This is a genomic window from Sphingobium sp. (genome assembly GCF_036170395.1).
In the GTDB taxonomy this organism is placed as follows: domain Bacteria; phylum Pseudomonadota; class Alphaproteobacteria; order Sphingomonadales; family Sphingomonadaceae; genus Sphingobium.
In genome coordinates this window covers 50,585-65,381 of the sequence record NZ_JAVHPD010000015.1, presented here as the reverse complement: position 1 = coordinate 65,381, position 14,797 = coordinate 50,585, and the positions used below count along the sequence as shown (strand labels likewise).

Sequence of the window (14,797 nt, the reverse complement as noted above, 5' to 3'; positions counted from 1 at the left end):
TCCCCGGCGCAGGCCGGGGTCCAGAGCCCTATGCACAGCGTCCAGAACCCTGGACCCCGGCTTTCGCCGGGGAACGGTGTGCGGACGGATTGGACCCGCGCGGAAATCGCCGCGCTGTTCGATCTGCCGTTCAACGACCTGATGTTCGAGGCGCAGACCGTCCACCGCGCCAACTTCCCGCGCAATGAGGTGCAGCTGTCTACGCTGCTGTCGATCAAGACCGGCGGCTGCCAGGAGGATTGCGGCTATTGCTCGCAATCGACCGAGGCGGAGAGCGGCCTGAAAGCCACCAAGCTGATGGACGTGCAGGCGGTGCTGCAAGCGGCCGCGCAGGCGAAGGACCATGGATCGGGCCGTTTCTGCATGGGGGCGGCGTGGCGCAACCCTAAGCAGCGCGACATGCCCAAGCTCGTCGCGATGGTGCAGGGCGTGCGCGCGATGGGGATGGAAACCTGCATGACTTTGGGGATGCTGGACGCGGGGCAGGCAAAGACGCTCGCCGATGCGGGGCTGGATTACTTTAACCACAATATCGACACGTCGCCGGAAAATTACGCGAACGTCATCACGACGCGGACCTTCGCGGACCGGATCGAGACGCTGGAGAATGTGCGGAACGCCGGCATCAACGTGTGCTGCGGCGGGATCGTGGGCATGGGGGAGAAGCGATCGGATCGCATCGGCTTTCTGCATGCGCTCGCCACCATGCCGCATCCGGAAAGCGTGCCGATCAACGCGCTGGTGCCGGTCGCGGGCACGGTGCTGGGGGATATGCTGAAGGACACGCCGCTCGCGAAGATCGATGAGGTGGAGTTCGTGCGGACCGTGGCGGTGGCGCGGATCGTGATGCCGCGATCGATGGTGCGTTTGTCGGCGGGGCGCGAGAGCATGAGCGAGGCGTGCCAGGCGCTCTGCTTCATGGCGGGGGCGAACAGCATCTTCACTGGAGACAAGCTGCTGACGGCGGCGAATGCGGGGGATGACAAGGATGCGGCGCTGCTGGGCAAGCTGGGGCTGAGCGCGATGGCCGCGCAGCCGCATGGGCATTTGGAGGCGGCGGAGTGATTGACGCACCCACCTACGTCACCCCGGGCTTGATCCGGGGTCCCGCTTCTTCTCCGGCGCTGCGCCCGAAGAAAGCGGGATGCCGGATCAAGTCCGGCATGACGAGTGAGGGCGAGGCGGCGTGATGCTTCATGCCTCTCTTCGTCATGCTGAACTTGTTTCAGCATCCATCGTGCCGATGAGAGCGATGGTTGGTGGGGAGGAATGGACCCTGAAACAAGTTCAGGGTGACGGTCAGATTTTTGGGTTGGCAAGGTGAGCGGCGGCAAGCTCTATCTGTTGATCTTGCTCACGATCCAGTGGCTGGCGATGGGGCCATTGGGCGCTGTACTTTCCTATTTTCTGTTCTTCTCGGATGCGCACGGACTGCCCGCCGACAACTTTGCTTGGAGCTTAGTTATCTTTGGGCTGGCCACTGTTGTTTACGTCATTGCGTTGCGCATCCTCCTTTCTGGGCGAGGAAACTCCTGAATGATCAAAAAAATCCTGATCGCGAACCGTGGCGAGATTGCGTGCCGTGTCATGCGCACGGCCAAGAAGATGGGGATCGCGACCGTCGCGGTCTATTCCGATGCTGACGCGCGCGCGCCGCATGTGTTGATGGCGGATGAGGCGGTGCATATCGGGCCTTCGCCTGCCGCCCAGTCCTATCTGATCGCCGACAAGATCATCGCGGCGTGCAAGCAGACCGGCGCGGACGCGGTTCACCCTGGCTATGGGTTCCTTTCGGAGCGCGAGAGCTTCCGCAAGGCGCTCGACGCCGAGGGGATCATCTTCGTCGGCCCGCCCGCCAATGCCATCGCCGCCATGGGCGACAAGATCGAGTCCAAGAAGCTCGCCAAGGAAGCGGGCGTGAACGTCGTCCCCGGCTTCGTCGGCGTGATCGACGACACCGAACATGCCGTCCGCATCTCCAACGAGATCGGCTATCCGGTGATGATGAAGGCGTCGGCCGGCGGCGGCGGCAAGGGGATGCGGCTCGCTTATTCCGAACAGGATGTTCGCGAAGGGTTCGAGGCGACCAAGCGCGAGGGGCTGGCGTCCTTTGGCGACGACCGCGTGTTCATCGAGAAGTTCATCGAAAGCCCGCGCCATATCGAAATCCAGCTCCTGGGCGACCAGCATGGCAATATCGTTTACCTGAACGAGCGCGAATGTTCGATCCAGCGCCGTCACCAGAAGGTGGTGGAGGAAGCGCCGTCGCCTTTCGTGTCGCCCGAAATGCGTCGCAAGATGGGCGAGCAGTGCGTCGCGCTGGCCCGGGCGGTCGGCTATTTCAGCGCGGGGACGGTCGAGCTGATCGTGTCGGGCGCCGACACGACCGGCGACAGCTTCTACTTCCTCGAGATGAACACCCGCCTGCAGGTGGAGCATTCCGTCACGGAGGAGATCACCGGCGTCGACCTGGTCGAGCAGATGATCCGCGTCGCCAATGGCGAGACGCTGAGCTTCACCCAGGCCGATGTGCAGCTGAACGGCTGGGCGATCGAGAACCGCGTCTATGCCGAAGACCCCTATCGCGGCTTCCTGCCCTCGACCGGGCGTTTGATCCGCTATAATCCGCCCGAAGAAGGCGCGGACGAGACCGGCGCGAAGATACGCGTGGACGATGGCGTGACCGAAGGCGGCGAGGTCTCCATGTTCTACGACCCGATGATCGCCAAGCTGGTGACATGGGCGCCCACGCGGCTGGAAGCGATCGACAAGCAGATCGAGGCGCTGGACCGGTTCGAGATCGAAGGCCTCAGCCACAATGTCGATTTCGTCTCCGCGCTGATGCAGCATGAGCGGTTCCGGTCGGGGAACATCACGACCGGCTTTATCGCCGAGGAGTATCCCGAGGGCTTCAAGGGCGCGCCGGCATCGGCCGAGTTGCTCAAGCGGCTGTCGGCGATCGGCGCATTCGCGGCGATGGCGCAGGCGGATCGCGCGCGGCGGATCGAGGGGCAGCTGGGCCGGCGTCTGCCGCCGCCTACGGACTGGCAGGTGAAGATCGGAGACGCGACCCAAGATGTCGTGATCGACGGCGACGATGTGACGGTGGATGGCGAAGCGCTGGACATGGCGCTCGAATATACGCCGGGGGACCGGCTGATCGAGGCGGAGTTCGGGGACGAGATGCTGGCAGTGCGGATCGCGCCGGTGCGGTCGGGCTTCGTGCTGACCTGCCATGGCGCGAGCCACCGCTTGCGTATCCTGCCCGCCCATGCCGCGCAGCATGCCGCGCACATGATCGAGAAGGTGCCGCCGGACCTGTCGCGCTTCCTGATCTGCCCGATGCCGGGGCTGCTGGTAGCCTTAAACGTCAAGGAAGGCGACAAGGTCGAAGTAGGCCAGCCGCTCGCGGTGATCGAAGCGATGAAGATGGAAAATATCCTGCGCGCGGGGAAGGCGGGCACGGTCAAGAGCGTATCGGCAAAGCAGGGCGAGAGCCTGGCGGTGGATGCGGTGATATTGGAGCTGGAATAGGGTTGAGCCGTCTATTTTCCGTCATCCGGGCTTGCCCCGGGATCCCGCTTTTTGCCTTGGACTTTAGAAGAAAGCGGGATCCCGGCTTTCGCCGGGATGACGGATGTGGTGTGATAAGCATATGCACCTTGTTCATCACCCCGACGCGCCCGCCGCTGACCCGATCGGTTTCGACGATTTCCTGAAGGTCGACATTCGGGTCGGGACGATCCTGTCCGCCGAGCCTTTCCCGGAAGCGCGCAAGCCGGCGTTCAGGCTGCGGATCGATTTCGGTCCCGGCGTCGGCGTCAAGCGATCGAGCGCGCAGATTACCGAACATTATACGCTTGACGATCTGCCGGGGCGGCAGGTCGCCGCTGTCGTCAATTTTCCGCCGCGGCAGATCGGGAAATTCCTGTCCGAAGTGCTGACATTGGGCTTTGCCGATGCGGGCGGCGCGGTCGTGCTGTTTGCGCCGGACAAGCCGGTGCCGAACGGATCGCGGCTGTTCTGAGCAGAATTGTTACGGCGTCGAAAGCATGTTGGTGATCCTTGCCGGCAGGTGTAGTCTCCCCGCGTCATGGTGCGAAGGAGACGTGCGATGGTCAAGAAGCTGGTGGCGGAATTCATCGGGACGGCGTGGCTGGTCCTGGGCGGGTGCGGATCGGCGGTGCTCGCGGCGGCATTTCCCGATGTCGGCATAGGGTTCGTCGGCGTGTCGCTGGCGTTCGGCCTGACGGTGGTGACGATGGCCTACGCCATCGGCCATGTGTCGGGCTGTCACCTCAATCCGGCGGTGTCGGTGGGCCTGTGGGCCGGCGGGCGCTTTGCCGCGCGCGACCTGCCGGCCTATATCGTGGCGCAAGTGCTGGGCGCGGTGGCGGGCGCCGGGGTGCTTTATCTGATCGCGAGCGGCAAGGCGGATTTCAGCCTGGCGGGGGGCTTTGCCAGCAACGGCTTTGGCGATCATTCGCCGGGCGGCTACGCGCTGGCGGCTGCGTTCATCTGCGAAGTGGTGCTGACCTTCGCCTTCCTGTTCGTCATCATGGGGGCGACTCATGGCGCGGCGCCACGCGGCTTCGCGCCGCTGGCGATCGGCCTGGCGCTGACCTTGATCCACCTCATCAGCATTCCGGTCACCAACACATCGGTCAACCCGGCGCGCAGCACCGGGCCGGCGCTGTTCGTCGGCGGATGGGCGCTCCAGCAGCTCTGGCTGTTCTGGGTCGCGCCGGTTTTGGGTGGGGCGCTGGGCGGATTCGTCTATCGCTGGCTAAGCCCGAACGATCCCGCGCCGGTAGAGGTTTCCGGCGACTGATCGATGGTCCGGCAGGCGGTGCTTGCCTGCCGGTTCGGGCTTGCTAGAAAGCCTCTCCATCGTCCCGCTGTCGCGGGCGAGAAAGGGGCGGAATGAGCGAAGCGGTGGCGGGCGATTATGTCGTGGATGCGCGGCGGGACCGGCTGGTCATCGGCGCGTCGGCGCTCGGCACGGTGTTCGAATGGTATGATTTCTACATCTATGGGGTGCTTGCGCCGATCATCGGACGGACCTTCTTCCCCACCGACAATCCCACGGTCGAACTGCTCTATACGCTGGCCGGGTTCGCGATCGGTTTCGCGTTCCGGCCGATCGGGGCGGCGCTGTTCGGCTATCTCGGCGACCGGCTGGGGCGCAAATATACGTTTCTGGCGACCATCGTCCTGATGGGCGTGGCGACGGCGGGGGTGGGGCTGACCCCGTCCGCCGCGAGCATCGGCGTGGCCGCGCCGATCATCCTTATCGCGCTGCGGATCGCGCAGGGGCTGGCGCTGGGCGGCGAATATGGCGGGGCGGCGATCTATGTCGCGGAACATGCGCCGGTGGGGAAGCGGGGTTTCTATACCAGCTTCATCCAGGCAGGCGTGATCGGCGGCTTCATCCTGTCGCTGATCGTCGTGGTAGCGACCCGCTGGCTGGTCGGGCCGGCGGTGTGGGAGGCGTGGGGATGGCGCATCCCCTTCATCCTGTCGCTGGCGCTGCTCGGCATCTCGCTGTGGATGCGCCTCAAGCTGCGCGAAAGCCCCGTGTTCACCGCGATGAAGGCGGCGGGCGCGCAGGCGAAGAATCCGCTGAAGGAAGCCTTCACCTATCCCGGCAACGCCAAGCGGATGCTGGTCGCGATGATCGGCATCGCGGCGGGCTTCACCGCCATCGCCTATACGGTGATGTTCCAGGCGCTCTATTTCCTACAGAACGGGCTGCATGTCGAAGCGGGCATGGCGCAGCTGCTGGTGGGGACCAGCGCCTGCCTCGGCATGGTGAGCTTCGTCTTTTTCGGCTGGCTGTCCGACCGGGTGGGGCGCAAGCCGCCGGTGCTGATCGGCTATGCCGCCCTGCTGCTGCTGGCGCTCCCCCTCTATCAGTTTATGGGGCGGACGGCGAACCCCGCGCTGGAGGCGGCGGCGGCGCGCGCGCCGGTGGTGGTGCGGGGGCCGGATTGCCGCTTCGATCCCTTCGCCAAGGTGCAGCCGACGGCGTGCGGCAAGCTGCTCGATCATTTTTCCAAGCGCGGCATCGCCTATGAGAAGCAGGCAGGTGACGCGCCGGCGGTGGCGATCGGCGGGGCGGCGGTTGCAGACCTTACGCCCGAGGGGCTGGATGCCGCCTTGGCGCGGGCGGGCTATCCGACCGGCGCGGTGACGCCCGACTGGCCTCGCGCGATGCTGGTGTTCGGCGCGATGCTGCTGCTCTGGTGCATATCGGGCGCGACCTATGGGCCGGTGGCGGCGCTGCTGTCCGAATATTTTCCCGCGCGCATCCGCTATTCGTCGCTCTCCATCCCCTATCATGTCGGGACCGGCTATTTCGGCGGATTCCTGCCGCTCATCAGCCAATATCTGGTGGCGCGGACGGGTGATCCCTATGCCGGCCTCTGGTACACGCTGGCGGTGGTGGGGGCGGCGCTGCTCACTTGCCTCATTGCCTTGCCCGAAACGCGGGGCCGCCCTCTCGACGCCTGAGCGGCGGAGCGCTATCGGCGGGACGATGCAGGATTATGTCGCACCGTTGCGGCTGCGCCTCGACGGCGCGGCGCTCGTCGCCAACTGGCGCTGGCTCGAGGGGATGAGCGGCGGGGCGGCGTGCGGCGCGGCGGTCAAGGCGGATGGCTATGGCCTCGGCGCAACTGAGGTGATGCGGCGGCTGGTGAAGGCCGGATGCCGCGATTTTTTCGTGTCCAACTGGGGCGAGGCGGCGGTGCTGGAGCCGCTGCTGGAGGAGGGCGTCTCGCTTTCCGTCCTGCACGGGGTGCGGGCGGAGGATATGAGGCAGGCGCTCGCCTCAAAGACGCGGCCGGTGTTGTGTACGCCCTTGCAGGTCGCGCGGTGGCGCGAAGCAGGGGGCGGGCCGTGCGACGTGATGGTCGATACCGGCATGAACCGGCTGGGGCTGGACTGGCGGGGCGATGTCGCGGCGATGGTCGCGGGGCTGACGGTCGAGACGCTGATGAGCCATCTCGCTTCGGCGGACGAGGAGAGCGGGCTGACCGGGGTGCAGCGGGATCGGTTCGCGGCGGTGCGGGCGGCGGTGCCGGCGCGGCGCTACAGCCTGGCGAACAGCGCGGGGATCTGCCTGGGTGAAGGCTATCGCCACGATCTGACGCGGCCGGGGCTGGCGCTTTATGGCGGGGTGCCGAGGGGTGAGGCGGAGGGGCATATCCGCGCGGTGGTGCAACCGCAGGCGCAGATATTGCAGCGACGGCGGCTGATGGCGGGGGACAGTATCGGCTATAATGCGACCTTCACCGCGGCGCGCGATCATGCGGTGGCGATATTGAACCTGGGCTATGCCGACGGCTATCTGCGCGGCTTTTCGGGCAAGGGCGCGGCGATCGTGGAGGGCGCGCGGTTGCCGGTGCTGGGGCGGGTGTCGATGGACCTGGTCGCGGTCGATGTGGGTGCGCGGCCCGATCTGGCGGAGGGCGATTGGGTGGATATCGCTTATGATTTGCGGGAGGCTGCGGCGGCTTCGGGGCTGTCGCAATATGAGCTGCTGACGGGGCTTGGGGCGCGATACGACCGAGTTTGGGTGTGATGGCGGTGGTGCTCAGACATCCTCCCCTGTAAGGGGAGGTGGCAGGCCGCAGGCCTGACGGAGGGGTGTCCTGCTATCGATAGGGTGACACCCCTCCACCACTCGCTTCGCGAGCGGTCCCCCTCCCCCTATGGGGGAGGAATTAATCACCGCTCGATGCACATGGCGACGCCCATGCCGCCGCCGATGCAGAGGGTGGCGAGGCCCTTTTTCGCGTCGCGCTTGCCCATTTCGTAGAGCAGGGTGGTGAGAACACGCGCGCCCGATGCGCCGATGGGGTGGCCGATGGCGATCGCGCCGCCATTGACGTTGAGCTTTTCGGGGTCGAAGCCCAGTTCCTGACCCACGGCCAGCGCCTGCGCGGCGAAGGCTTCGTTCGCCTCGATGAGGTCGAGGTCGGCGACCGACCAGCCCGCCTTCGCCAGCGCCTTGCGGCTGGCGGGGGCCGGGCCGATGCCCATGATCGAGGGATCGACGCCGCAGGTGGCGAAGGCGGCGATGCGGCCGAGCACGCTCGCGCCGCGCCGGGCGGCTTCGTCGGCGGTCATGAGGACCAGCGCGGCCGCGCCGTCATTCAACCCGCTGGCATTGCCGGCGGTGACGGTGCCGTCCTTCTTGAAGGCGGGCTTCAGGCCCTGCATCGCGGCGACGGTTGCGCCGTCGCGGATATATTCGTCGGCATCGACGATGGTGTCGCCCTTGCGGCCCTTGACCGTCACCGGCGCGATCTCGTCCTTGAAGCGGCCCGACGCGCGGGCGGCCGACGCCTTGGTCTGGCTGGCGACGGCGAACTCGTCCTGCGCTTCGCGGCTGATCTGATATTTTTCGGCCAGATTTTCAGCCGTGATGCCCATATGATAGGCGTTGAAGGCGTCGGTCAGGCCGTCGACGATCATCGTGTCGACAAGGGAGACATTGCCCATTTTCTGCCCCGCGCGCAGGAACTGGGCGTGGGGGGCGAGGGACATATTTTCCTGGCCGCCCGCGACCATGATGCGCGCGTCGCCATTGGCGATCGCCTGGGCTGCGAGCGCCACGGCGCGCAGGCCCGAGCCGCAAACCTGGTTGATGGCGAAGGCGGTGCGGTCGGTCGGGATGCCGGCGGCGACGGCGGCCTGGCGCGCCGGGTTCTGGCCGAGGCCGGCGGTGAGGACATGGCCGAGAATGACTTCATCGACTTCATCAGCGGCGACCCCGGCCTGCTCCAGCGCCGCGACGATCGCGGTCTGGCCCAGCACATGCGCCGGGGTGGTGGCGTAGGCGCCGAGAAAGCTGCCGACCGGCGTGCGCTTGGCGGCGGTGATGACGATATCGGACAAGGCGGTGATCCTCATTACAACGGGGTCTTTTCGCACGCGCACATAGCATCAGCCGCCGTGGCTGGAAAGCCATTGGGACAGGGGTCGCCACAGCAGGTCAGGGGCGCGGCCGCCCACGACCATGCCGACATGGCCGAGCGACAGGCTACGCTGGTCCGCGAGAGCGGGGCCGGCGGCGGCGGGAGCGATGCGGTCGCTGGTCGAGACGATGGAAAGGGTGGGGCAGGGGAGAGCGGCGGGATCGACGGCCCGCCCGTCGATCCGCCATGCGCCCGATCCCGTGGCATTGGCGGCGTAGAAGCCCTCGAACAGGTCGCGTCCGGCGGCGTAGGTCAGCGGCGCGCCGCCATTGGCCCAATCCTCGACGGCGAGGAAGGCGCGCTCGGCATCCGAACCGGGCGCGGCATCGGCGAAGGCGGCATATTTGCGGATGGTGCGGGCGGGGTCCATCGCCCAGAAGCCCGATTGCAGCACCTCCATCGGCACATAGCCGAGCCGTTCGCAGGTTGCATTGGCCTTGTCCCAGAGGCCGGTGACGAGGTCGCGATCGGCCTGCGGGAAGCCATCGAAGCGCCAGGGGGCAGCGATGGTGGCGACGGCAGGGAAGAGACGCAGCGCCGCCGCGCCGAGCACGAGGCCGCCGCCGAGACAATAGCCGACGAGGATAGGCGGACGCGGCAAGGCGGCGAGCAGCGGCAGGAGACGGTCGGACACATGCCGGTCGAGGCCTAGCGCAGCGTCCTGCGCGCGCGGGGCGCCCCAATCGACCAGATAGGCGTCATGCCCTGCTGCACCCATGTGGCGCAGCATGGACCGGCTTTCCGACAGGTCCAGCACCTGCGGCGGATTGATGAGAGAGGGCACAAAAACAACGGGATGACCACCCTTTTGCGCGCCGTAGCGCAGCAATCGGGCGGGGCCGGCAGTGGCGACGCACGGCATGGATGACGGGCCGGGTTGGCGGACCGCCTGCTGATATTTCCGCAAGCCCGCGAAGGCGCGGCGGCGTAGCGCGGGGTCGCCTTCGGTTTCGCGCCATAAAATGTTGAGAAAAAGGGGCAATGGGCGCGGGCCATGTTGCGGTGCGGCAACGCTTTGTGCTAATGCGGGAGACGCAGGTGAGGGAGAGGAATCCATGCCCAAATCCAAGACCGCCAGTGAAACCGAACCGGTCGTTATTAAGAAATACGCCAACAGGCGGCTCTATAATACAGAGACGTCGAGCTATATCACGCTCGATCTGCTGTCGCAGATGACGCGCGAGGGCCGCGAGTTCGTGGTGGTGGATGCCAAGACGGGCGAGGATATCACCCATAATGTGCTCACCCAGATCATCATGGAGGAAGAGCAGCGCGGCAAGAATATGCTGCCGGTCAACTTCCTGCGCCAGCTGATCGCCATGTATGGCGATTCGATGCAGTCGATGGTGCCGCAATATCTCGAAGCGTCGATGGATGCCTTCCGCAAGAACCAGCAGCAGTTTCAGGAAGCGATGAAGGGCGCGTTCGGCGGCGGTCCGCTGGCCGAAATCGCCAAGCGCAACATGCAGATGTTCGAGGCGGCGGCAAGCGCATTCGGTACGACCATGCCGGGTATGCCGGGCATGACCCCACCGGCTCAGCCCGCGTCGGACGGCAGCAAGGATGACGAGATCGCCGAACTCAAGGCCCAGCTCGCAGCGCTGAACGCGAAGATCGACAAGCTGAGCTGATCCTCGCGCGAAGGGTCGACACAGGTGGCGCGTCTGGCCTATGGCGCGCCATCTTTTTTGTCTTCTTGCCAAGGTTCCGTCCCGTGAAGCACGCCCTTTCCGTCACCCGCGACCAGGATTTCGCCGCCTGGTATCAGGCCGTCATTTCCGAAGCCGACATGGCCGAGGAAAGCGGGGTTCGCGGATGCATGGTCATCCGGCCGTGGGGCTATGGCATCTGGGAACGGATGCAGACGCTGCTCGACGCGCGGATCAAGGCGACGGGGCATGAGAATTGCTATTTCCCGCTGTTCATTCCCTTGAGCTATTTCGAGAAGGAGGCCGAGCATGTCGATGGCTTCGCCAAGGAAATGGCGGTGGTCACCCATCACCGGCTGATCCAGAAGGACGGCAAGCTGGTGCCCGATCCCGACGCGAAGCTGGAGGAGCCGCTGGTCGTGCGGCCGACGTCGGAGACGGTGATCGGCGCGGCGTTCAGCCGCTGGGTGCAGAGCTGGCGCGACCTGCCGGTGCTCATCAACCAATGGGCCAATGTCGTGCGCTGGGAGATGCGCACGCGCATGTTCCTGCGCACCGCCGAATTTCTCTGGCAGGAGGGGCATACCGCCCATGCCACGGTGGACGAGGCGATGGACGAGACGCTCAAGATGCTGGAGGTCTATCGCGAATTTGCCGAGGATTGCGTCGCGCTGCCGGTGATCGCGGGCGAGAAGCCGGAGAATGAGCGCTTCCCCGGCGCCGTCGCGACCTATTCGATAGAGGCGATGATGCAGGATGGGAAGGCTTTGCAGGCGGGCACCTCCCATTTCCTGGGCACGACCTTTTCGGCGGCGCAGAATATCAAGTTCCAGAATGCCGAAGGTGCGCAGGAACTGGCGCAGACGACGAGCTGGGGCGTTTCGACGCGGATGATCGGCGGGCTCATCATGGTGCATGGCGACGATGACGGGCTGCGCGTGCCGCCGCGCGTCGCGCCCTATCAGATCGTCGTCGTGCCGATGCTGCGCGACAATGACGAGGATCAGGCGATCCTCGACTATGGCGGCGAACTGGTCGCATCGCTGAACGAGCTTGATGCGTTTCGCGAGCCGGTGCGCGCGTTGCTGGACAAGCGGCCGGCGAAGGCAGCGACCAAGCGGTGGGGCTGGGTGAAGAAGGGCGCGCCGATCGTGATCGAGGTCGGCGGGCGCGACGTGGCGGGCGGCAATGTGTCGGTGATCCGGCGTGATCGGCTCTATCGCGCGGATGGGAAGCTCGACAGCGCGATCGTCGCGAAGGGCGATTTCGTCGGCGGCGCGGTTGCGATGCTGGAGGATATTCAGGCGGCTTTGTTCGCGGACGCCAAGGCGCGGCTGGATGGGAGTATCGATCGGTCTGTGACCACGCTGGACGGCCTCAAGGCCTATTTCGACGCGAGCGCGAAGCCTGGCTGGGCCGAGGTGCAATGGGCCAAGCCGACGGGTGACGCGCTGGAGAAGGTGGTGCAGTGGCTGAAGGGCGAGAAGCTGACGCTGCGTAATGTGCCGCTGAATGCGGCGGCGGCGGATGGGGTTTGCGTGTTTACCGGCGCGCCGGCGGTCGAGCGGGTGCTGGTGGGGCGGAGTTATTGAGCGAATACTCCCCTCCTGCCTGCGGGAGGGGCAGCGAGACTTTAGCGCGTAGCGCTTTTAGTCGCAGCGGGGTGGGCTTACGTCACGTGGCGCTGGCCCACCCCCTAGCCCCCTCCCGCTTGCGGGAGGGGGAACAATTTACAGCACATATTTGCTCAGATCCGTATCCCGCGCCGCGGCGGCCAACTGCTTCTCCACATAGGCGGCGTCGATCGTCAGCGTTTCGCCGCGGCGGTCTTCGGCGTCAAAGCTGACGTCCTCCAGCAGCTTCTCCATCACGGTCTGGAGCCGCCGCGCGCCGATATTCTCGACTTCGCTGTTCACCTCGGCGGCGATCTTCGCGACGGCGCGGATACCGTCGGGCGTCAGATCGATCGTCACCTCCTCGGTCGCCAGCAGCGCGCGATATTGGGTGACGAGGCTGGCCTTCGTATCGGAGAGGATGGCGACGAAATCCTCCTCGGTCAGCGCTTTCAGCTCCACCCGGATCGGCAGGCGGCCCTGAAGTTCCGGCAGCAGGTCGCTGGGCTTGGCGACGTGGAATGCGCCGGACGCGATGAAGAGGATATGGTCGGTCTTGAGCGGGCCATATTTGGTCGAGACGGTGGTGCCCTCGATCAGCGGCAGCAGGTCGCGCTGCACGCCTTCGCGGCTGACGGAACCGCCGCGCACGTCGCTGACCGCGATCTTGTCGATCTCGTCAAGGAAGACGATGCCATTCTGCTCGGCGCTGGTGATGGCGACGCGCGCGACATCGTCCTGGTCGAGGCGCTTGTCCTGCTCTTCCTCCACCAGCTTGTCCCAGGCGTCGGCGACGCGCATCTTGCGCCGCTTCTTCTGTTGCTGGCCGAACGCCTTGGACATCATGTCGCTGAGGTTTATCATGCCGACCTGGCCGCCCATGCCGGGGATTTCCATCGGCATGGAGGGGCTGTCGGCGACCTCCACCTCGACCTCGACATCGTTCATCTGATTGCCCTCGATCCGCTGGCGGAAGGAGAGGCGGGTGGCTTCGCTTGCTTCCTTGCCGGTGAGCGCGTCGAGCAGGCGGGCCATGGCGGCTTCGGACGCGGCCTCGCGCACGGCTTCGCGGCGACGGTCCTTTTCGAGGCGCACGGCTTCCTCGACCAGGTCGCGGACGATCTGCTCCACGTCGCGGCCGACATAGCCGACCTCGGTGAATTTGGTCGCCTCGACCTTGACGAACGGGGCATCGGCCAGCTTGGCGAGGCGGCGGCTGATCTCGGTCTTGCCGCAGCCGGTCGGGCCGATCATCAGGATATTCTTGGGCGTCACCTCGTCGCGCAGGTCGGCGGACAGGTGCTGGCGCCGCCAGCGGTTGCGCAGCGCGACGGCGACGGCGCGCTTGGCGTCCTGCTGGCCGATGATATGCGCGTCAAGCGCGGCGACGATGGCTTTGGGGGTCAGGTTGTCGTTCATCTTCTAACTCCCCCCTCCCTTTCAAGGGAGGGGCAGGGGGTGGGTCGCGCGCATCGCGCGCGTTGCAATCTATCGAGATGGAGCAAGCTCGCTGCGCTCGCACCCACCCCAACCCCTCCCTTGATAGGGAGGGGCTTTTTTCAGGTCAGCTTGCGCTGTCCAGCGTTTCGATCGTCAGTTGGTCGTTGGTGTAGACGCAGATGTCGGCGGCGACGGCCATCGCCTTGCGGGCGAGGGTTTCGGCGTCGGCCTCATAGTCCACCAGCGCGCGGGCGGCGGCGAGGGCGAAATTGCCGCCCGATCCGATCGCAGCGACGCCGTTCACCGGCTCCAGCACGTCGCCATTGCCGGTCAGGATCAGCGTCACATCCTTGTCCGCGACGATCATCATCGCTTCCAGATTGCGGAGATATTTGTCGGTGCGCCAGTCCTTGGCGAGTTCGACGGCGGCGCGCATCAGTTGGCCGTTATGGCGTTCCAGCTTCGCTTCGAGGCGTTCGAACAGGGTGAAGGCGTCGGCGGTCGCGCCGGCGAAGCCGCCGATGACCGATCCGTCGTGGAGGCGGCGCACCTTCTTCGCATTGGGCTTCATCACCGTCTGGCCCATTGAGACCTGGCCGTCGCCGGCGACGACGACCTTTCCATTTTTGCGGACCGACATGATGGTGGTGCCATGCCAGACCGGCATGGAGGAACGGGCAGTGTCTTGCATGACGCGGCATATGGGTCGCGCGCGGCTGCTCCGCAAGCGGGGGGTAGCGCGCGCGGCGAGCCGTGTGCTTTGGGCGACCATATTCATGACAAAGGCTGTTGGAACAAAGGCAGGCCCGTTGACATTGTGCAGTGCACAACGGAAGATGCCCAACCACCTCTATGGAGTCCCGCATGTCCCTCAAGGCCAGAGCCCAGGAAAAGGTCGAGCGCGCCGGGATTTCCAATTATAGCTTCGATCAGGACATATTGGTGATGTGCGGCGTGCGCTATGCGATCGAAGCTTGCGATTGTGGCGAACCCGAGTGCGACGGCGTTCGCTTGCGCAAAAACGCGACGGCGATCGGGCGGATTCTCCAGTAGCAGGCGATTGATTCTCCGCAACAGCCGCCGTCCTGCTTGACAGAGCGCGCTCGCGATG

The 14,797-nt window shown here is 65.6% G+C and carries 14 protein-coding genes; 10 read left to right on the top strand and 4 right to left on the bottom strand.

The genetic code is table 11. From position 1 onward, the window contains the following. The first annotated feature begins 78 nt into the window (after positions 1-78). From bioB to alr, 7 genes are all read left to right on the top strand, one after another. Positions 79-1,065, top strand: coding sequence for a biotin synthase BioB (gene bioB / locus V2B31_RS05895; protein ID WP_328276366.1), 987 nt, complete (start codon positions 79-81; stop codon positions 1,063-1,065). 255 nt (positions 1,066-1,320) lie between these two features. After that, a complete protein-coding gene (locus V2B31_RS05890; protein ID WP_328276361.1) occupies positions 1,321-1,536 on the top strand; it encodes a hypothetical protein in 216 nt (71 codons plus the stop codon). Beyond that, positions 1,537-3,534, top strand: coding sequence for an acetyl/propionyl/methylcrotonyl-CoA carboxylase subunit alpha (locus V2B31_RS05885; RefSeq protein ID WP_328276358.1), 1,998 nt, complete (start codon positions 1,537-1,539; stop codon positions 3,532-3,534). 121 nt (positions 3,535-3,655) lie between these two features. Continuing rightward, complete coding sequence (locus tag V2B31_RS05880) at positions 3,656-4,027, top strand: tRNA-binding protein (protein ID WP_328276355.1); 372 nt, start codon at positions 3,656-3,658, stop codon at positions 4,025-4,027. Between the two features lie 87 nt (positions 4,028-4,114). Continuing rightward, positions 4,115-4,831: an aquaporin Z gene (gene aqpZ, locus V2B31_RS05875; protein ID WP_328276352.1), complete on the top strand. Its 717-nt coding sequence runs from the start codon at positions 4,115-4,117 to the stop codon at positions 4,829-4,831. Between the two features lie 92 nt (positions 4,832-4,923). Beyond that, on the top strand, positions 4,924-6,513 hold the full coding sequence (locus V2B31_RS05870) for an MFS transporter (protein ID WP_328276348.1): 1,590 nt from the start codon (positions 4,924-4,926) through the stop codon (positions 6,511-6,513). Between the two features lie 25 nt (positions 6,514-6,538). Then, complete coding sequence (alr, locus tag V2B31_RS05865) at positions 6,539-7,585, top strand: alanine racemase (RefSeq protein ID WP_328276345.1); 1,047 nt, start codon at positions 6,539-6,541, stop codon at positions 7,583-7,585. 146 nt (positions 7,586-7,731) lie between these two features. Here alr and V2B31_RS05860 read toward each other — a convergent pair whose 3' ends face one another. After that, the gene (locus V2B31_RS05860; protein WP_328276440.1) at positions 7,732-8,904 is read right to left on the bottom strand and encodes an acetyl-CoA C-acetyltransferase; all 1,173 of its coding nucleotides are present in this window, start codon (positions 8,902-8,904) and stop codon (positions 7,732-7,734) included. A 48-nt stretch (positions 8,905-8,952) separates the two neighbouring features. After that, the gene (locus V2B31_RS05855; RefSeq protein ID WP_328276343.1) at positions 8,953-10,041 is read right to left on the bottom strand and encodes an alpha/beta hydrolase; all 1,089 of its coding nucleotides are present in this window, start codon (positions 10,039-10,041) and stop codon (positions 8,953-8,955) included. Here V2B31_RS05855 and phaR point away from each other — a divergent pair. Further along, positions 10,040-10,615, top strand: a complete 576-nt coding sequence (gene phaR / locus V2B31_RS05850; protein WP_328276340.1) for a polyhydroxyalkanoate synthesis repressor PhaR — start codon at positions 10,040-10,042, stop codon at positions 10,613-10,615. The two genes, V2B31_RS05855 and phaR, sit on opposite strands and share 2 nt — an antisense overlap. Before the next feature lie 83 nt (positions 10,616-10,698). Then, positions 10,699-12,225: an aminoacyl--tRNA ligase-related protein gene (locus V2B31_RS05845; RefSeq protein ID WP_328276336.1), complete on the top strand. Its 1,527-nt coding sequence runs from the start codon at positions 10,699-10,701 to the stop codon at positions 12,223-12,225. A gap of 138 nt (positions 12,226-12,363) precedes the next feature. On the opposite strand, the gene hslU is transcribed toward V2B31_RS05845, so the two are convergent. Continuing rightward, complete coding sequence (gene hslU, locus V2B31_RS05840) at positions 12,364-13,665, bottom strand: ATP-dependent protease ATPase subunit HslU (RefSeq protein ID WP_328276332.1); 1,302 nt, start codon at positions 13,663-13,665, stop codon at positions 12,364-12,366. 145 nt (positions 13,666-13,810) lie between these two features. Continuing rightward, complete coding sequence (gene hslV / locus V2B31_RS05835; RefSeq protein WP_422248257.1) at positions 13,811-14,377, bottom strand: ATP-dependent protease subunit HslV; 567 nt, start codon at positions 14,375-14,377, stop codon at positions 13,811-13,813. Between the two features lie 173 nt (positions 14,378-14,550). Between hslV and V2B31_RS05830 the strand changes: the two genes are divergently transcribed. Continuing rightward, the gene (locus V2B31_RS05830) at positions 14,551-14,739 is read left to right on the top strand and encodes a hypothetical protein (protein ID WP_328276327.1); all 189 of its coding nucleotides are present in this window, start codon (positions 14,551-14,553) and stop codon (positions 14,737-14,739) included. Positions 14,740-14,797: the final 58 nt, after the last annotated feature.